Source organism: Pseudomonas sp. B6002, from assembly GCF_013385985.1.
Classification (GTDB): domain Bacteria; phylum Pseudomonadota; class Gammaproteobacteria; order Pseudomonadales; family Pseudomonadaceae; genus Aquipseudomonas.
In genome coordinates this window covers 147939-165902 of record NZ_JACAOY010000007.1, presented here as the reverse complement: position 1 = coordinate 165902, position 17964 = coordinate 147939, and the positions used below count along the sequence as shown (strand labels likewise).

14 protein-coding genes and 1 other RNA gene are annotated in these 17964 nt (G+C 61.5%); 10 read left to right on the top strand and 5 right to left on the bottom strand.

The genetic code is table 11. The features are described 5' to 3' along the window. Window position 1: 1 nt before the first annotated feature. The 5 genes from smc to ffs all read left to right on the top strand — a co-directional run bounded on the left by smc (window position 2) and on the right by ffs (window position 8698). On the top strand, window positions 2-3490 hold the full coding sequence (gene smc / locus HX792_RS12030) for a chromosome segregation protein SMC (protein ID WP_176996314.1): 3489 nt from the start codon (window positions 2-4) through the stop codon (window positions 3488-3490). Window positions 3491-3749: 259 nt separating this feature from the next. Further along, a complete protein-coding gene (zipA, locus tag HX792_RS12025) occupies window positions 3750-4616 on the top strand; it encodes a cell division protein ZipA (protein ID WP_176996313.1) in 867 nt (288 codons plus the stop codon). Between the two features lie 87 nt (window positions 4617-4703). Further along, the gene (ligA, locus tag HX792_RS12020) at window positions 4704-7064 is read left to right on the top strand and encodes an NAD-dependent DNA ligase LigA (RefSeq protein ID WP_176996312.1); all 2361 of its coding nucleotides are present in this window, start codon (window positions 4704-4706) and stop codon (window positions 7062-7064) included. A gap of 152 nt (window positions 7065-7216) precedes the next feature. Continuing rightward, on the top strand, window positions 7217-8383 hold the full coding sequence (locus tag HX792_RS12015; RefSeq protein ID WP_176996311.1) for a putative zinc-binding metallopeptidase: 1167 nt from the start codon (window positions 7217-7219) through the stop codon (window positions 8381-8383). Between the two features lie 218 nt (window positions 8384-8601). Next, window positions 8602-8698, top strand: an RNA gene (gene ffs / locus HX792_RS12010) — signal recognition particle sRNA small type. Between the two features lie 109 nt (window positions 8699-8807). Here ffs and HX792_RS12005 read toward each other — a convergent pair. Then, window positions 8808-9365, bottom strand: a complete 558-nt coding sequence (locus tag HX792_RS12005; protein WP_176996310.1) for a hypothetical protein — start codon at window positions 9363-9365, stop codon at window positions 8808-8810. Window positions 9366-9625: 260 nt separating this feature from the next. Between HX792_RS12005 and HX792_RS12000 the strand changes: the two genes are divergently transcribed. Together HX792_RS12000 and HX792_RS11995 are read left to right on the top strand one after the other, a co-directional pair. Beyond that, window positions 9626-10672: an N-acetylmuramidase family protein gene (locus tag HX792_RS12000; protein WP_176996309.1), complete on the top strand. Its 1047-nt coding sequence runs from the start codon at window positions 9626-9628 to the stop codon at window positions 10670-10672. Between the two features lies 1 nt (window position 10673). Continuing rightward, the gene (locus HX792_RS11995; protein WP_176996308.1) at window positions 10674-11270 is read left to right on the top strand and encodes a hypothetical protein; all 597 of its coding nucleotides are present in this window, start codon (window positions 10674-10676) and stop codon (window positions 11268-11270) included. Between the two features lie 58 nt (window positions 11271-11328). Here HX792_RS11995 and HX792_RS11990 read toward each other — a convergent pair whose 3' ends face one another. Continuing rightward, window positions 11329-12231 carry a DUF2167 domain-containing protein gene (locus tag HX792_RS11990; RefSeq protein WP_176996307.1) on the bottom strand — a complete coding sequence of 301 codons (903 nt, stop codon included), beginning with the start codon at window positions 12229-12231 and terminating at the stop codon, window positions 11329-11331. 61 nt (window positions 12232-12292) lie between these two features. Next, window positions 12293-13156 carry a LysR family transcriptional regulator gene (locus tag HX792_RS11985; RefSeq protein ID WP_176996306.1) on the bottom strand — a complete coding sequence of 288 codons (864 nt, stop codon included), beginning with the start codon at window positions 13154-13156 and terminating at the stop codon, window positions 12293-12295. Between the two features lie 101 nt (window positions 13157-13257). Between HX792_RS11985 and HX792_RS11980 the strand changes: the two genes are divergently transcribed. After that, window positions 13258-14217, top strand: a complete 960-nt coding sequence (locus HX792_RS11980; protein WP_176996305.1) for a DMT family transporter — start codon at window positions 13258-13260, stop codon at window positions 14215-14217. Here the strand turns inward: HX792_RS11980 and HX792_RS11975 are convergent. Both HX792_RS11975 and HX792_RS11970 read right to left on the bottom strand, forming a co-directional pair. Then, on the bottom strand, window positions 14131-14502 hold the full coding sequence (locus tag HX792_RS11975; RefSeq protein ID WP_176996304.1) for a VOC family protein: 372 nt from the start codon (window positions 14500-14502) through the stop codon (window positions 14131-14133). The two genes, HX792_RS11980 and HX792_RS11975, sit on opposite strands and share 87 nt — an antisense overlap. Window positions 14503-14556: 54 nt before the next feature. Continuing rightward, on the bottom strand, window positions 14557-15324 hold the full coding sequence (locus tag HX792_RS11970; protein ID WP_176996303.1) for an ABC transporter substrate-binding protein: 768 nt from the start codon (window positions 15322-15324) through the stop codon (window positions 14557-14559). Between the two features lie 133 nt (window positions 15325-15457). Here HX792_RS11970 and dnaX point away from each other — a divergent pair, with 133 nt between their 5' ends. After that, complete coding sequence (gene dnaX, locus HX792_RS11965; RefSeq protein WP_176996302.1) at window positions 15458-17506, top strand: DNA polymerase III subunit gamma/tau; 2049 nt, start codon at window positions 15458-15460, stop codon at window positions 17504-17506. Between the two features lie 43 nt (window positions 17507-17549). Then, a complete protein-coding gene (locus HX792_RS11960) occupies window positions 17550-17888 on the top strand; it encodes a YbaB/EbfC family nucleoid-associated protein (protein WP_003175481.1) in 339 nt (112 codons plus the stop codon). Window positions 17889-17964: the final 76 nt, after the last annotated feature.

Here is a 17964-nt window from a genome sequence, read left to right as displayed (position 1 = left end):
CGTGCGGCTCAAGTGCATCAAACTGGCGGGGTTCAAATCCTTCGTCGACCCGACCACGGTAAACTTCCCCAGTAACATGGCGGCAGTGGTCGGGCCCAATGGTTGCGGCAAGTCGAACATCATCGACGCCGTACGCTGGGTGATGGGCGAGAGCTCGGCGAAAAACCTGCGTGGCGAGTCGATGACCGACGTCATCTTCAACGGCTCCACCAGCCGCAAGCCCGTGAGCCAGGCCAGCATCGAGCTGGTGTTCGACAACTCCGATGGCACCCTGATCGGCGAGTACGCGGCCTACGCGGAAATCTCGATCCGCCGCAAAGTGACCCGCGACAGCCAGAACAGCTACTTCCTCAACGGCACCAAGTGTCGCCGTCGGGACATCACCGATATTTTCCTCGGCACCGGCCTGGGCCCGCGCAGCTACTCGATCATCGAGCAGGGCATGATCTCCAAGCTGATCGAAGCCAAGCCCGAAGACCTGCGCAACTTTATCGAGGAAGCAGCCGGCATTTCCAAGTACAAGGAGCGCCGCCGCGAGACCGAAAACCGCATTCGCCGTACCCATGAAAACCTCGCCCGCCTCACCGACCTGCGCGAAGAGCTGGAGCGCCAGTTGGAGCGCCTGCACCGCCAGGCCCAGGCCGCCGAGAAGTATCAGGAATACAAGGGCGAAGAGCGCCAGCTCAAGGCACAACTGTCGGCCCTGCGCTGGCAGGCGCTGAATGATCAGGTTGGCCAGCGCGAAGCGATCATCGGCACCCAGGAAATCAGCTTTGAGGCCCTGGTGGCCGAGCAGCGCAATGCCGACGCCAGCATCGAGCGCCTGCGTGACGGTCACCATGACCTGTCCGAGCGCTTCAATCTGGTGCAGGGCCGCTTTTATTCGGTGGGCGGTGACATCGCCCGCGTCGAGCAAAGCATCCAGCACGGCCAGCAGCGCCTGCGCCAGTTGCAGGATGATTTGAAAGAAGCCGAACGCGCGCGCCTGGAAACCGAATCCCACCTGGGCCATGACCGCACCTTGCTGCTGACCCTCGGCGAAGAGCTGGACATGCTCACCCCCGAGCAGGAGGTCACCAGCGCCGCCGCCGAAGAGGCCGCCGCCGCCCTGGAAGAATCCGAAACCACCATGCACGGCTGGCAGGAGCAGTGGGACACCTTCAACCTGCAATCCGCCGAGCCGCGCCGTCAGGCCGAGGTGCAACAGTCGCGCATCCAGCAACTGGAAACCAGCATGGAGCGCCTGGCCGAGCGCCAGCGCCGCATGCAGGAAGAGCGCGCGTTGCTGTCTGCCGACCCGGAAGACGCGGCGATCATGGAGTTGAGCGAGCAACTGGCCGAAAGCGAAATGACGCTGGAAGAGCTGGAAGCCAGCGAAGAACAACAAGTGGAGCGCCTGGAGCAATTGCGTCAGCAACTGCAGCAGGCGACCCAGGCGCAGCAGCAGGCCCAGGGTGATTTGCAGCGCTTGAACGGGCGCCTGGCGTCCCTTGAAGCCTTGCAGCAAGCCGCGTTGGACCCGGGCACCGGCACCGCCGAATGGCTGCGCGACCAGCACCTGGCCGAGCGCCCGCGCCTGGCCGAAGGCTTGAAAGTGGAAGCCGGTTGGGAGCTGGCGGTGGAAACCGTGCTGGGCGCCGACCTGCAAGCGGTGCTGGTGGATGATTTTGGCGGGTTCGACCTGTCGGGTTTTGCCCAGGGTGACTTGCGTTTGCTCAGCCCGGCAGCGGACGGCACGCGAGTACCGGGCAGCTTGCTGGATAAAGTCGAGGCGGCGATTGACCTGTCGCCGTGGCTGGGCCAGGTCAAACCGGTGGATTCGCTGGAGCAGGCGCTGGCCCAGCGCGGTCAACTGGGTGCCGGTGAAAGCCTGATCAGCCGCGACGGCTATTGGGTCGGCCGGCACTTCTTGCGGGTGCGTCGCGCCAGTGAAGCGGAAAGCGGCGTGTTGGCTCGCGGCCAGGAAATCGTCAACCTGATCGCCGAGCGTGAAGAGCGCGAAGCCACCCTTGAAGGCCTGGAAACCCAGCTGCAAACCCTGCGCGCCACCCAGCGCCAGCAAGAGACCGGCCGCGAACACCTGCGCCGCCTGTTGCAGGACGAAGCGCGCCAGCAAGGCGAGCTGAAAGCCCAGCTGTCCGCGAGCAAAGCCAAGGTCGAGCAACTGACCCTGCGCCGTACCCGTCTCGACGAAGAAGTCGCCGAGATGGGCGAGCAGCGCGCCCTGGAACACGAACAGATTGGCGAGGCGCGCCTGCATTTGCAGGAAGCCCTCGACAGCATGGCGCTGGACACCGAGCAGCGCGAACTGCTGCTGGCCCAGCGCGACAGCCTGCGCGAGCGCCTTGACCGCGTGCGCCAGGAAGCCCGTCAGCATAAAGATCACGCCCACCAGTTGGCGGTGCGTTTGGGTTCGCTCAAGGCTCAGCACGCGTCCACGGCCCAGGCCCTCGAGCGTTTGGAGATGCAGTCCGAACGCCTCACCGAAAAGCGCGAGCAACTGAGCCTCAACTTGGAAGAGGGCGAAGCGCCACTGGAAGAGTTGCGCCTCAAGCTCGAAGAGCTGCTCGACAAGCGCATGACCGTCGATGAAGAACTCAAGACCGCGCAAATCGCCCTGGAAGACGCCGACCGCGAACTGCGTGATGCCGAAAAGCGCCGCACCCAGGCCGAGCAACAATCCCAACTGATCCGCGGCCAGCTCGAGCAACAGCGCATGGAATGGCAAGCCCTGACCGTGCGCCGCAAGACCTTGCAGGACCAGTTGCTCGTAGACGGCTACGACCTGCACGGCGTGCTCAATACGCTGACCGCCCAGGCCAACGAGAAAGACGCCGAAGAAGAACTTGAGCGCATTGCTGCACGTATCCAACGCCTCGGCGCGATCAACCTCGCGGCTATCGACGAATACCAGCAACAGTCCGAGCGTAAGCGTTACCTGGACGCCCAGGACGCCGACCTGGTCGAGGCCCTGGACACCTTGGAAAACGTGATCCGCAAGATCGACAAGGAAACCCGTAATCGTTTCAAAGATACCTTTGATCAGATTAATGGCGGTTTACAGGCCTTATTCCCGAAAGTTTTCGGTGGAGGCAGCGCTTACTTGGAACTGACGGGCGAAGATCTACTCGATACTGGGGTAACGATCATGGCGCGGCCTCCGGGCAAGAAGAACAGCACCATCCATTTGTTGTCCGGCGGCGAGAAGGCCCTGACCGCATTGGCCCTGGTATTTGCCATCTTCAAGTTGAACCCGGCGCCGTTCTGCATGCTCGATGAAGTTGACGCCCCGCTGGATGACGCTAACGTTGGACGGTACGCACGCTTGGTTAAAGAGATGTCCCAGACGGTGCAGTTCATCTATATCACCCACAACAAGATCGCCATGGAAATGGCTGATCAACTGATGGGTGTGACGATGCACGAACCGGGCTGTTCGCGGCTGGTGGCGGTGGACGTGGAAGAAGCGATGGCGATGGTGGAATCCTGAACCACGCTTTGAAAGAGAATTTTCAGCAGGATGTAAGGTGATGGAACCGGCTGTGAAATATGGCAAATGGACATATTTGTTCAAGGCATTTTGACAGACGGTGTAAAGTTATCTTTGGTCGTGCTAGTTTAATGTCAATTTTTCGTGTGCGTGGGCAAAACGTCAGTCAGAACATAGAGTTGGCGCCACGTTTTAAAGCGGTTTGCACGGTGCTAAACCCCTTATTTTTCAGCATTTTTTATTAGAGGCACGGGATTACATGGAAATCGGTCTGCGCGAGTGGCTGATCGTCATCGGCATTATTGTCATTGCCGGTATTCTTTTTGATGGCTGGCGCCGGATGCGCGGCGGCAAGGGCAAGCTCAAGTTCCGCCTGGACCGAAACCTGTCCAACCTGCCGGACGACGACGGCAGTGCCGAGCTGCTGGGGCCGCCCCGTGTGCTGGATACCCATAAAGAACCGCAACTGGACGAGCACGACCTGCCGTCGATGAGCGCGCCACTGCGTGAAGCCCGTGAGCCGTCTTCCAAGCGAGGCAAGCGCAACAGCGCGGCGGTCGCCGAGCCGCATCAGGGCGACCTGAACCTCGACGTCGATGAAGGCCCGAGCTTCAGCAGCCGCGACGATGATTTCCCGGACGAGAACATTGGCAAGAGCACCGCGCCGCGTCAGTCGGTAAACGACCAGCCGGCCGCTGAAGAAGTGCTGGTGATCAGCGTGATTTGCCGCGACGCGGCCGGCTTCAAGGGCCCGGCGCTGTTGCAGAACATCCTGGAAAGCGGCCTGCGTTTTGGTGAGATGGACATCTTCCACCGTCACGAAAGCATGGCGGGTAACGGCGAAGTGCTGTTCTCCATGGCCAACGCGGTCAAGCCGGGCACGTTCGATCTGGACGACATCGACCTGTTCAGCACCCCGGCCGTGAGCTTCTTCCTCGGTTTGCCAGGCCCGCGTCACCCGAAACAAGCGTTCGACGTGATGGTGGCGGCAGCCCGCAAGCTGTCCCAGGAGCTCAATGGCGAACTCAAGGACGATCAACGCAGCGTCCTGACCGCCCAGACCATCGAACACTACCGTCAGCGCATCGTCGAGTTCGAGCGTCGCGCCCTGACACAGAAACGCTGAGGTTCGATCTTAAGCGTTGTCTGTAGAATCCGTGCACTAACATATTGAGCAGCTTCGGCTGCTCTTTTGCTTTATGAGAGAACACCCATGACCGCCGCCCACACCCGCATCCTCGAACTGCGCGCTGAACTGGATCAGCACAACTACCGCTACCACGTCCTCGACGAGCCGAGCATCCCGGACGCCGAGTACGACCGGCTGTTCCACGAGCTCAAGGCCCTGGAGGCCGAGCATCCGGAGCTGGTCACGCGGGATTCACCGACGCAGCGGGTGGGCAGTGCGGCGCTGTCGGCGTTCACCCAGGTCAAGCATGAGATCCCCATGCTCAGCCTTGGCAACGCATTCGATGAAACCACTATGCTGGAATTCGATCGTCGGGTTACCGAAGGTCTCGACCTGCCGGTGGGCGACCTGTTCGGCGGTGGCGCGGCGGTGGAATACAGCTGCGAGCCGAAACTGGACGGCCTGGCGGTCAGCCTGTTGTACCAGGATGGCGAGTTGGTACGCGGCGCCACCCGTGGCGACGGCACCACTGGCGAGGACATCAGCGTTAACGTGCGCACCGTGCGCAATATTCCGTTAAAACTGCACGGCAGCGGCTGGCCGGCGACCCTGGAAGTACGCGGTGAAGTGTTCATGTCCAAGGCCGGTTTCGAGCGGCTCAATGCTTCGCAACTGGAAGTCGGCGGCAAGACCTTCGCCAACCCGCGCAACGCCGCTGCGGGCAGCCTGCGTCAGCTGGATTCGAAGATCACCGCCAGCCGCCCGCTTGAGTTCTGCTGCTACGGTGTGACCACGGACATCAGCGACACCCACATCGGCAACCTGCAACAGTTGCAGAAGTGGGGCATGCCCATCAGTCACGAGCTGAAGCTGGCCAAGGGCATCCAGGACTGCCTCGAGTACTACCGCGATATCGGCGAACGGCGTAACAGCCTGCCGTACGAGATCGACGGCGTGGTGTTCAAGGTCAACAGCATTGCTTCCCAGCGTGAACTGGGCTTCCGTGCCCGCGAGCCGCGTTGGGCCATCGCCCATAAATTCCCGGCCCTGGAAGAGCTGACCGAACTGCTCGACGTGGAGTTCCAGGTCGGCCGCACGGGCGCCGTCACCCCGGTGGCGCGCCTCAAGCCGGTCAAGGTCGCGGGTGTCACCGTGTCCAATGCCACCTTGCACAACATGGACGAAGTGGCGCGCCTGGGTGTGATGATCGGCGATACCGTGATCATCCGCCGTGCCGGTGATGTGATCCCGCAAGTCGTCTCCGTGGTGCTTGAGCGCCGTCCGGAAAACGCCCGCGCGGTGCCTATTCCCGAGAGCTGCCCGGTGTGCGGTTCCCATGTGGAGCGCACCCAACTGGTCAAGCGCAGCAAGGGCAAGGAAACCGTCAGCGAAGGCGCGGTGTACCGCTGCGTCGGGCGCCTGGCGTGTGGGGCGCAGCTCAAGCAGGCGATCATTCACTTCGTCTCGCGCCGCGCCATGGACATCGACGGCCTGGGCGACAAGACCATCGAGCAATTGGTGGACGAGAAACTCATCGGCTCGCCGGCGGATCTCTACAAACTCAAGTACGAACAGATCATCGACCTGGAGGGCTTTGCCGATATCTCCAGCAAGAAGCTGATCACGGCTATCGAAAACAGCAAGACGCCGACCCTGGCGCGGTTTATCTACGCCCTGGGTATTCCCGATGTGGGCGAGGAGACCGCCAAAGTGCTGGCAAGGTCCCTGGCGTCGCTGGAGCGCGTGCAGAAGGCCTTGCCGGAAGTGCTGACGTACTTGCCTGACGTGGGCCTGGAAGTGGCGCATGAGATTCACAGCTTCTTTGAAGACAGCCATAACCAGGAAGTGATCGGTGCATTGCTTTCGCCTGAAGAGTGCGGGCTTCAATTGCAGGATCAGGGCGACTTGAGCGCCGAGTTCGCGGCCAGCGCCACGTTGGGCGGCTTGCTCGACAAGTTGCATGTGCCGAGCGTTGGCCCGGGCGCGGCGCAGAAACTGGCGGACAAATTTGGCAGCCTCGAAGGCGTGATCAAGGCCGACTGGCTCGACATGCGTCAGGCGCTGCCCGAGAAGCAGGCCAGGGCCGTGCGCGAGTTCTTCGATAATGCCGACAACGCTAACCGTGCCCTGGCCATCGAGCAGCAGCTCCGCGACTTCGGCATGCATTGGCAGAGCGAGAAAAAAGTCGTCGAAGGCTTGCCCGAAGCAGGGCATACCTGGGTGCTTACTGGCTCCCTGGAGCTGATGAGCCGTGACGTGGCCAAGGACAAACTGGAAAGTCTCGGCGCCAAGGTGGCCGGTTCCGTTTCGGCGAAAACCCACTGCGTGGTCGCCGGGCCGGGCGCGGGCTCCAAGTTGGCCAAGGCCAGCGAGCTGGGTCTGAAGGTGCTGGACGAAGAAACCTTCGTCGCCTTCCTGGCCAAGCACAATATCACCGTCGACTAACACACCTCACTGTAGGAGCCCGGCTTGCCGGCGATGGCGATTTTGAATGCGCCATCGCCGGCAAGCCGGGCTCCTACAGGAGGCGACGTTTATTTTCGGAACGATCTTCGAAGGGAATTGATCTAGTCTCTGTCTTCCAGGGAGAGATCGCCATGTTCCGTTACTTCGAGCAACTCAGTTCGCGTATCGCTGCACCGTTCGTGGCCGGATCCTCGCGTAACAGCAAGGTGTGGCAATGCCGGTGCGGCCAGTCGCTGTTCTTTCGCAACAGCCAATGCCTGGCCTGCCAGGCGTTGCTGGGCTATCAGCCGCAACAAAGCCGACTGGCGTCCTTGCAGCCCGGCCCCGTTGCTGGCACTTGGCTGCAAGACGATAACCTCGACGCCGGTGCCTTCCGCCGCTGCGCCAACCTCGACACACCCGCCGCGTGCAACTGGCTGATTCCTGCTCACAGCACCGCGCCGTTGTGTGTGGCCTGCAGCCTCAATCGCACCATTCCCGACCTGTCGGTCCCGGAAAACCCCGAACGCTGGCGCAAGGTCGAAACCGCCAAGCGCCGGCTGGTGGCGCAACTGATCAGCTTGGGCTTGCAGGTGGTGCCCAAGAGCATCGATGAAGACAACGGTTTGGCGTTCGACTTCGTCGGCATCGACCTGGAAGGCAATGCGCCCATGACCGGCCATGCCAACGGCCTGATCACCCTCGATATCAAGGAAGCCGACGACGCCCATCGGGAAAAAGTCCGCGTGCAAATGCGCGAGCCTTACCGCACCTTGCTCGGGCATTTTCGCCATGAAGTTGGCCATTACTATTGGGACCGCCTGATCGCCAATACCCACTGGATCGAACCGTTTCGCCACCTGTTCGGCGACGAACGCGCCAGCTACGCCGATGCGCTGGACCATCACTATCAGAATGGCCCGCGCCCCGACTGGCAACAGACCTGCGTCAGCGCCTACGCCACCATGCACCCCTGGGAAGACTGGGCCGAAACCTGGGCCCACTACCTGCACATGATGGACGCCGTCGACACCGCCCTGGGGTTTGGCATGAGCGCCCGCGAGATGGACCTGGACTACCAGCCGTTCCCTCTCACCACCCTCTACGACCCCGAACACCCGGGTGGCGTGGCGTTCCTGTCGTTCGTCAACGCCTGGATCGAACTGGCCGGTATGCTCAACGAACTGTCCCGCAGCATGGGCCAGCCGGATTTCTACCCCTTCGTGCTGCCGCCGCCGGTGATCGCCAAGTTGCACTTCATCCACCTGGTCATCCAGGAAGAAGGCGGCCGGGCAGACGAAGCTGTTCAGGCGTATTAAATCGTTCTGTGTGGGAGCCGGGCTTGCCCGCGATGCAGGCGACTCGGTGTTTCATGGGTTCCGCGTTGATGTCATCGCGGGCAAGCCCGGCTCCCACAGGGGGCGGGCAAGTGCTTGAACCATCGAATATTTTTAATCCGCCGCGAACGGTTGTAACTTCCGATGAGATCGGTACAATGGCCCCGCTTGCCGAGAGGCAGGCGTCGTTATGGTGACCCCATCGGTCCCCCCGCAACGATTACCCGTGAACCTGGTCAGAGCCGGAAGGCAGCAGCCACAGCGGGAACATTGTGTGCCGGGGTGTGGCTGGTGGGGTTGCCTCCATAACGCTCTTCCTGCAACACCCTCCCAAATCCTATTGTTTATCGATGCTTTGCTGGCAATCACTGCCTGCGAATGGTTTTTTGCTGCCCGCGAAACGGCATTACTGCCGATACAACGGAAAAGCCTTGAACGTCGGCACCAGTTCTGCGCCCATCTCTTGCGTGCTCTCCACCGGGTTAGCCGGCGTGGGAATATTCCTGGCGAAGTGAAAGATGATGATCTGGCCCGTGACGCTGTCGCGGTAGTACTTGAAGAAGCTGATCTCGGAAAAGTCCCCGTCCTTACGGAGGGACTTGGGATAAAACAGCATCAGGTACAGGATCCCGGTGCGGTTGTCTGTGGTCAGGATCGCCGGCATGTTCGGGTTTTCCAGCTGGTGAAGCTGGACGGTACGTTTGCCCAGGTCGAGGGGTTCCTGCCAGCTCAGCCCGCGCGAGACGACGGTGAAGTCGAGCATTTCAGTCCAGGCATCGACGCTTTCGTTCTCCGGGAAGTATTCCCACAAGCCATCCTTCTGGAATTTCAGCACGAACGTCTTGCCGGCAAACACCAGCGATTTGGTTTGGGTGATAGCGGGGCGGGAGAAGTCTGGGGTGGGAGAAGAAGCGCAGCCGGACAGCAGGGCCAGGACCGCCAGGATCAATAGGGGAGCTTTCATTTCAATCCTTGAATGTTTTCAGATGCGTGCGTCTTGCGAGCGTGACAGTAGCGCAACGAGTGGGCGAAAGCCTCGCTTAATTAAAATCGATACTTTTTAACGCGTTGCCTGTGAGGGGTCTTTCACAGGTTTTAATACTCACTCTGGACAACCCCAAACCACCTTGTTAGTTTCCGCCAGCCACTTGTTTCAGAGTATGACAAGGGCTGAAAGTTGATATTGAAGTGCTATCACTTCTTTAACTAACAAGGATGTCTGTGATGAAAAGCCTGGAAGGGTTGCCCCGTCTTCTCAGTGCGTCGGTTGGCGCGCCTGGAAAAGCCCGTAACTTGCCCGCCGATGTGCAGTGCATCCAGTATCTGTTCAATTTGATCATTCCCAAGCTGGGTTTTCCGCTGGCCGAAAACGGCAAGTGCGACGGCCAGTTGGTGCAGTGCATCAGCCAATACCAGTTCCGTCATCTCAAGTACGCCCACCCCGACGGCGTGATCGACCCCACCGGGCGTACCTTCAACAGCCTGATCGAAGAAGCGGTGAAAGTACCGGTTAAAGCCTTTCCGAGCGTGCGTATTCCCAGCTTCTTGAATGTGTTCGCGACGAACCAGGGTGATGCCGTGCAGGCCACGGTCAATGTGTACCTGGACCGCATGCGCGCAATGATCGAGGCCGAGCGGCGCAACCGGCAGCTGATGCTTCAGCCCACGTGCGACGGCGGCATGACCCTGAGCGAAGCCGACTTTCAGAACGCCGCCACGCAGTTGGGCAATGGCATCTCGGTGAATATCGTCAAGGCGTTTGCCACCGTGGAGTCCGGTGGGCGTTCGGGGTTTGGTCCGGCCAAGTTGCCGGTGATCGCGTTTGAAGGGCACTTGTTCCGCAAGTACACCAAGCACATCTACGACCAGGCGCACCCGTTGCTGTCCTACCCCTACAAGAAAAAGGCCGGGCCGCAGTGGCAGGTCAACAACAAGGATCAGGTCAAGGCGTGGGAAACCATGGCCACTGCTTTTGCCCTGGACCAGGAAGCGGCGTTGATGTCGGCGTCCTGGGGCATGTTCCAGATCATGGGCTTCAACTATGGTTCTTGCGGTTACAAGACCGTGTTTGAGTTTGCCGCCGCACTAAAAGTGAATGCCGGCAATCAACTAAAAGCCTTCCTCGGTTTTTGCAGCAAGAGCCCGGCGTTGATGAAGGCGATGAAGTCCAAGGACTTCACCGGTATGGCCTACAACTATAACGGCGAGGACTACGGCAACTACGACGTCCTGATGAAACAAGCCTACGAAAAACTTGAAGGGAAGAAATAAGATGATCCGTTTTCTGGCGATGGGTGTGTTGTCGTTGTGTGCCGCAATGCCTGCGTTGGCGGGCAGCGCCCCGTTGCATTCGGGCAAGTATGAAGGGCTGATGCTGGCGGTGACGCCAGACCATCAGGTTGAAGGTTACTACGCCGAAACCCTGGGCGAGGGCGTTACCCGCGGTTGCGCGTTCTACCTGCAAGGCAAGCCTGCGGCACTGACCACTTGGCTCGATCAAGCCTATCCCGGCAAGGTCGCCGCCTCATCCGACGGCGTGACCCTGACCGTGGAGCAGGGCCGCCAGCACCCCGGTTGCATCAATGTGCTGATGCCCGAGATCGCCACTGGCCTGGAGCTGACCCAGACCGCCAACAAAAAATGGATCGGCCTGGTGACGGTGTCTGCCGACAAGGCTTACCTGCTGAAGAACCCCGGCGTCAAAGCCGCCAAGCGCCCGTATATCGTCAAGAATGATGTCGTCGGTGTGCTGGCGTTCAAGGATGGCTGGGCCCAGGTCGAGTTCATCAACGCGGACGACCGTTCGTTCACCGGCTGGATCAGCTCGGATCAATACCGTCGCCTGGCGGCGCCCGTCGCGAAGAACTGAGCCCATAAAAAACGCCGCAATGCGCCATGCACATTGCGGCGTTTTTTTGTGCCCGTAATCAGGCCTTGTTGCGATTGAACAGCTTGCGAACGAAGGCAAGCAATGCCACGACGCCGATCACCAGGAACTTCTTCGCCGCCAGCAGGAAGATGCCGATCTTGGCGAACAGCCCGGCCTTGGCCGCGATACCGCCCGCGACCAGGGCCGCCAAGCCATAAGCGGCCAGCTTGTCGGTTTTCGGGTTGAAGTCGGTGTACAGGTTGCCGTCGGTGAAGTTGGTGAAGGCCAGCACTTGAGGCAGTTCCTGCTTGATGGTCGGCAGGTCGGCCATGGCAGCGACGGCGTTGAGTTCCAGGACGCCTTCACGGCCCAGGACGCGGATGCTGTAGTTGAGGGTGTTCTGTTGCGCGTCGTCGGCTTTCAGCTCGCGAGCCCAATACATCTTGTGGGTGGTGTCGTCGTAGCGCGGCGGCTCGGCCCAGCCCAGCAGGTGCAGGCCGGCGTAGCCTTGTTTACGGCGTTCCTTGTTGTCGGCTTCGTCTTCTTCCTGCATCGACTTGAGCAGGTCGGCGTAGTCGATTTTTGCCGCATCTTCGTCAGAAATGTGCCCGTCATTCTTGTAGCTGACGATCACGCCCCAGCCGCGTTCCGACAGCGGGCTGACGGCCTTGGGCACGATCATGCCGAGTGTCTTGAAGCCCGGCGGGTTGCCCCAGCCATCGGTCAGCAAGCGTTCGGTGTCGGACGGGTCGAGGTAGTAGAAGTTGTCGTTGAGCTTGAGGGTGGCAATGCCGCTCGGCAGGGTGATGGTGCCGGTCTTCTGCTTGAGCGACGCAAGAAAGTGCTCGGCCGTTTCGGCAGGGGCACTGGCTTCGACAGGGGCGGGCGGGGTGGCAGCAAAAGCGGGTGCGACAGGCAGGCTCAAGGCGGCCGCCACCATTAGCAGGCGGAAGTAATTCATGGTAGTCCCTTACAATTTGAATTAATTGCGCGGGAGGATACCTGAAACATCATGTTACGGGTTAGCCGAAAGTCTCCCGCAACAGCCCGGCAAATGCGTCCCGTGCCAAGTGCCGTTGGGTGTCCTTGTGCCAGAACAGCAGATTGTCCACGGCTTGCAGTTCGTCGAACCGATAAGACGCCAATTGGTTGGCCTGCTCGTAGCGCGCCAGGATGCCTTCCGGCGCCAGCGCCACGCCGATCCCGGCACTCACGCAGCCGATAATCGTGCCCCAACTGGCATAGCTGGCGATGCTCGGCTTGAAGTCGTGGGGCTTGACCCAGTTTTCCAACGCGGCGCGATAGGGGCAGCCGGCTGGCCAGACGAGCAGGGTGCGCTCGGCCAGGTCGGCGGCGCTGTGAATCGGTGCGCTGGACGCGCTGGCGATCAGCACCAGGCGCTCGCTGTAGACCACGCTGTGTTCGAGCTTTGCGCGTTTGCCCCCGGAGGCTACCAGCGCCACGTCGATGCGGTGGTGTTGCAGGTCGTCCAGCAGTTGCGCCCATGCGCCGGTCACCAGTTCGAGGGTCACGTCGGGGTAGCGCCGGTGGTACTCCGCCAACAGCGGTGGCAAACGGCCGCTGGCGCTGGACTCGACGGCGCCGATGCGCAGGGTGCCCCGAGGAATGGCATTGGCATCGACGGCACGCTTGGACTCGTCCACCAGCGCCAGGATGCGCTCGCAATAGTCCAGGAAGATCTCGCCGGCCGCACTGATCGCCAAGCCGCGTCCGGCGCGGATAAACAGTGGCGTGCCCAACTCGCTTTCCAGCTGCTTGATACGCGTGGTGATGTTGGACGGCACGCAGTGCAGTTGCAGGGCGGCCTGGGCCACGCTGCCGGTTTGCGCCACGGCTCGCACCATTTTCAGTTGGGCCAGTTCCATTGCTCAGTTCCAGTGATTTCAGAAGTCAGAAACGGTTAATTGTCCTGCGCCTTGCCCGGGCCAAGACTGACGGCATTCCTTCCTGTTGCCGGACGCCGTCGATGAATACCCCGTCACCCGTAAAGCTTACGCTAGTCATCGCCAGCGTCATCCTCTGTTGGGCGTATTCGCCCATTGGTGTGCACATGGGCTTGCACAGCTACAGCCCGGGCCAACTAGCGTTGCTGCGGTTTCTGATCGCGTCGGTGTTCATGGGCGGCGTGGCGCTGCTGATGGGCATCGGTCGGCCGCGCCTGCGGGACGTGCCGTGGCTGCTGGTACTGAGTTTTTTCGGGGTGTTCCTGCATCACACCAGCCTTAACTACGGGCAGCAATTCGTGACGGCGGCGGCGTCCAGCGTGCTGGCGCAATCGGCGCCGCTGTTCAGCGTGTTGATTGCGTTTTTCTGCTTGAAGGAACGGGTGAGTCTCTGGCGCTGGGGCTGCGTGTTGCTCGGCTTGCTGGGTGTGCTGGTGGTGATCTGGGGCGATCAGGGCGTGGGCGACATCGACCCGCGTGGCCTGCTGATACTGCTGGCGGCGCTTTCGTGGAGTGTGTACTTCGCCATCCAGAAGCATTACGCCCACCGCTACAGCCCGCTGACCATGGCGTGCTACATGGTGTGGGCGGGCACGCTGATGCTCTGCGTGAACCTGCCGGGGCTGTCGGCCGCCGTGGTGCAGGCACCGTTGCCGGAGAACCTGGCGGTGCTGGTGCTCGGGATTTTCCCCAGCGCCCTGGCATACCTGGCCTGGGGGTATGTGCTCAAGCATGTTGAGGTCAGCCGCGCTTCGGTGGCGATGTACCTGATCCCGCCCGTGGCCATGACAATGGCCGCGACGCTGCTGGGTGAGCACATTGCCATGCAGGTGGTGCTTGGCGGTGTGATCGTGCTGGCGAGCGTGGCGGCCATCAGCCTGGAAGGGCGCTGGCGATCAATCGCTCAGGCAGAACGCACGCAACCGGTGGCCGTCGAGGTCCTGGGCGACAAAGGTGTAGCCGAAGTCCAGGGTGGTCGGTGATTGAATGATGGTTGCGCCGCGCTCAACCCACTGGTCGTGCAGGGCATCGATGGCGGCCTTGTCGGGCAGGGAGAAGCCGACTTCACCGCCGCCGCCCGTGTGCTGGGCCGCCGGTTCAACCGTGTGCCGCGACCACAGCCCGAGTTTTACGCCATTGTCGAGAATGAACAGGGCGAACGTCGGGTTCAACTCCACCGGTGGCTTGTCCAGCAAGCGGCTGTAGAAGTTGGCGCTGGTGGCCGGGCTGTCGACGTACAGCAGGAAGTAATGGGCGATGGTGTTCATTCAAGTTCCTTGAGAGTGGGCGGTTAGCGGGGCCCAGTCTAAAAGCCCGAACTGTCAGTTTTTGTCAGGAGTCGGCAGGGGCGGCGGATTTTCTCCGGTATAGAGTTGGATGATGTCGTCAATCTCGCCCGACATCTTCATGCGCAACAGTGTGCGCAGGATTCGCTGCACCGGCACGCCGGGGTCGTTGCGTACGATGCAGCCCAGGCTTTGCTCCTCAATGATCGCGACCTTGTGCAAGCGATGGCCTGGCGCCAGGCTCAGGTTGAAACGGTCCAGGATCCACTCATTGATCACCGCGTAGGTAAAACGCCCGGCCACCAGCTTGTGCAGGACCAGGTCTTCGCTGCGCGAATCGTCGCGGGTCAGTTGGCCGCTGGCGAACAGCGGGGCGAGGGCGGCGTAGCGGTAGTTGAGCACCGTGCCGATTGACTGTGGCGCGAGCTTGTCGACCTGTACCAATGGCGGCGTGGCGTGGCGGCTCACCAGCACGTTGCGCTGCACCATCAGCGGCACGCTCCAGGTGAAGTCGCCCGATAGGTTGTCGACCCAGGCCTGGGCGACATAACAGCGCACATCGATGTCGCCGTGTTCCATGGCGCCTGCGATGCGCGCCCGGGCCAGCACGTGGAACTCGGCCGGGCGCCCGACCTGGGTGGCCAGGCTGAGCATCAGGTCATACAGGATGCCCTGGGTGGGCTGGTCGTCCTCCACTTGTGCCATGGGCATCGCCCAGCTGTCGGAAACCGAGAAGCGCAACGGCGCGGGGGCCGCGAGGCTGGCGAGGGACATCATCCATAAAGCGCCCAGGACTACGCGCATAGGTTCTCCGGGTTCAGGCCTTTGTGGGGCCAGTCAGGAGAGCTTAGTCAGATTAGGCGAGCGTGCCGGATGCAATTTCCCCCCTGCTCCGCTAGCATTACCGGCTTCTGCTTCCCAGTTGCGACGGTTTTCGATGAGTTATCAGGTTCTTGCACGTAAATGGCGTCCGCGCTCGTTCCGCGAAATGGTCGGCCAGACCCATGTGCTCAAGGCTCTGATCAATGCCTTGGACAGCCAGCGGCTGCACCACGCCTACCTGTTCACTGGCACGCGCGGCGTGGGCAAGACCACCATTGCGCGCATCATTGCTAAATGCCTGAACTGTGAAACCGGTATCACTTCCACGCCGTGCGGCACCTGCTCGGTGTGCCGGGAAATCGACGAAGGGCGCTTTGTCGACCTGATCGAGATCGACGCCGCGAGCCGCACCAAGGTTGAAGACACCCGCGAGCTGCTCGACAACGTGCAGTACGCGCCGAGCCGTGGCCGCTTCAAGGTCTACCTGATCGACGAAGTGCACATGCTGTCCAGCCATTCCTTCAACGCCCTGTTGAAAACCCTGGAAGAGCCGCCGCCCTACGTCAAATTCATCCTGGCCACCACCGACCCGCAGAAACTTCCTGCAACGATCTTGTCGCGGTGCCTGCAGTTCTCCCTGAAGAACATGACCCCCGAGCGGGTGGTCGAGCACCTGACCCACGTGCTGGGCGTCGAGAACGTACCGTTCGAAGACGACGCACTGTGGCTGCTCGGCCGCGCCGCCGATGGCTCGATGCGGGATGCCATGAGCCTCACCGACCAGGCCATCGCCTTTGGTGAAGGCAAGGTCATGGCCGCCGATGTGCGCGCCATGCTCGGCACCCTGGACCACGGCCAGGTATTCGACGTGCTGCATGCGCTGATCGAGGGTGACGCCAAGGCGTTGCTCGAAGCGGTGCGTCACCTGTCGGAGCAAGGCCCGGACTGGAACGGCGTGCTGTCTGAAATTCTCAATGTGCTGCACCGTGTCGCCATCGCCCAGGCCCTGCCTGAGGGCGTCGACAACGGCCACGGCGACCGCGATCGCGTGTTGGCCCTGGCCCAGGCGTTGCCGGCCGAAGATGTGCAGTTCTACTACCAGATGGGCCTGATCGGTCGCCGGGACTTGCCGCTGGCGCCGGACCCGCGTGGTGGCTTTGAAATGGTCCTGCTGCGGATGCTGGCCTTCCGGCCCGCCGACTCGGCAGACGCACCGAGACAGCCGCTAAAGCCAGTGGGGATCAGCCAGGCCACAGTTGATTCCGCCAAACCAGTGGCTGGCGCGGCAGTCGTCGCGCCAGTGGTTGCTGCGCCTGCGCCAGTTGCGCCAGCGCCTGAACCGGTGGCCGTTGCGCCGGTGGTTGAACCGCAGCCCGAACCTGAGCCGGTCATCGAGCCCGAGCCCGTTGTCGACCTGCCGTGGAACGATCCGGTGGAAGTCGAGCTACAGCCTGCCGTGGAGCCCGTGCTGGAAACCATCGGTGAGCAGCCCGAACTGACACCAATGCCCACGCCGACACCGGACAGCGTGGTGCCGGACGCGCCGGAGTGGGTGTCTGCGCCGGTTCCCGAGCCGACGGTCGCCCAGGTTGATGCGGCCACGCCCGGCATCGACCTCGACGATGAACCGCCGCTGGACGAAGATTACATCGAGCCGGACATGGATTCGGCCTACAGCTACCTGGACGACCTGGCCAGCGAACACACCGCCGAGCCTGCGCCGGAACCCGAAGTGGAGCCTGCGGCGGCCCCGGCCACCGGCCTGGCCCTGCAATGGCTGGAGCTGTTCCCGAAATTGCCGATCTCGGGCATGACCGGCAGCATCGCCGCCAACTGCACCCTGATTTCCATCGATGGCGACCACTGGCTGCTGCACCTGGACCCGGCCCACAGCGCCCTGTTCAACGCCACCCAGCAACGTCGCCTGAATGACGCACTGAACCAGTACCATGAGCGCACGCTGACCATCGCCATCGAACTGATCAAGCCCGAGCAGGAAACCCCGGCCCAGGCCGCGACCCGTCGGCGTATCAACCGCCAGCGTGACGCCGAAAGCTCGATCCACGCCGACCCGCTCATCCAGCAGATGATGCAACAGTTCGGTGCAGTCGTTCGTCACGATACAATTGAACCTGTCGATGCCCCGGTGCCCCAGGCATCCTGACACCGGGCTACTAACTTGATCCACGTACTTTGAGGTGATTCCCATGATGAAAGGTGGCATGGCCGGCCTGATGAAGCAGGCGCAGCAGATGCAGGAAAAAATGGCCAAGATGCAGGAAGAACTGGCCAACGCCGAAGTCACCGGTAAAGCCGGTGGCGATATGGTCAGCGTGGTGATGACCGGTCGTCACGACATCAAGCGCGTGAGCATCGACCCAAGCGTATTGCCGGGTGTGGGCGAAGATGACCTGGAAATGCTCGAAGCGCTGTTCGCTGCTGCCGTGAACGACGCGGTGCGCAAGATCGAAGCCAACAGCCAGGAAAAAATGGGTGGTGTGACCGCTGGCATGCAACTGCCACCGGGCATGAAGCTGCCGTTCTGATCGGCGAGCTTTAGCTAGACTCCAATGCCAGGCCTCGTGCCTGGCATTTTTGTTTGTGCCGATCCAATCGAACCCC

Bases quoted from the DNA above. Each gene is read 5' to 3' on its own strand.
- zipA (WP_176996313.1), top strand. From the start codon at position 3,750: ATGGAAATCGGTCTGCGCGAGTGGCTGATCGTCATCGGCATTATTGTC.
- ligA (WP_176996312.1), top strand. From the start codon at position 4,704: ATGACCGCCGCCCACACCCGCATCCTCGAACTGCGCGCTGAACTGGAT.
- HX792_RS12015 (WP_176996311.1), top strand. From the start codon at position 7,217: ATGTTCCGTTACTTCGAGCAACTCAGTTCGCGTATCGCTGCACCGTTC.
- HX792_RS12005 (WP_176996310.1), bottom strand. From the start codon at position 9,365: ATGAAAGCTCCCCTATTGATCCTGGCGGTCCTGGCCCTGCTGTCCGGC.
- HX792_RS12000 (WP_176996309.1), top strand. From the start codon at position 9,626: ATGAAAAGCCTGGAAGGGTTGCCCCGTCTTCTCAGTGCGTCGGTTGGC.
- HX792_RS11995 (WP_176996308.1), top strand. From the start codon at position 10,674: ATGATCCGTTTTCTGGCGATGGGTGTGTTGTCGTTGTGTGCCGCAATG.
- HX792_RS11990 (WP_176996307.1), bottom strand. From the start codon at position 12,231: ATGAATTACTTCCGCCTGCTAATGGTGGCGGCCGCCTTGAGCCTGCCT.
- HX792_RS11985 (WP_176996306.1), bottom strand. From the start codon at position 13,156: ATGGAACTGGCCCAACTGAAAATGGTGCGAGCCGTGGCGCAAACCGGC.
- HX792_RS11980 (WP_176996305.1), top strand. From the start codon at position 13,258: ATGAATACCCCGTCACCCGTAAAGCTTACGCTAGTCATCGCCAGCGTC.
- HX792_RS11975 (WP_176996304.1), bottom strand. From the start codon at position 14,502: ATGAACACCATCGCCCATTACTTCCTGCTGTACGTCGACAGCCCGGCC.
- HX792_RS11970 (WP_176996303.1), bottom strand. From the start codon at position 15,324: ATGCGCGTAGTCCTGGGCGCTTTATGGATGATGTCCCTCGCCAGCCTC.
- dnaX (WP_176996302.1), top strand. From the start codon at position 15,458: ATGAGTTATCAGGTTCTTGCACGTAAATGGCGTCCGCGCTCGTTCCGC.
- HX792_RS11960 (WP_003175481.1), top strand. From the start codon at position 17,550: ATGATGAAAGGTGGCATGGCCGGCCTGATGAAGCAGGCGCAGCAGATG.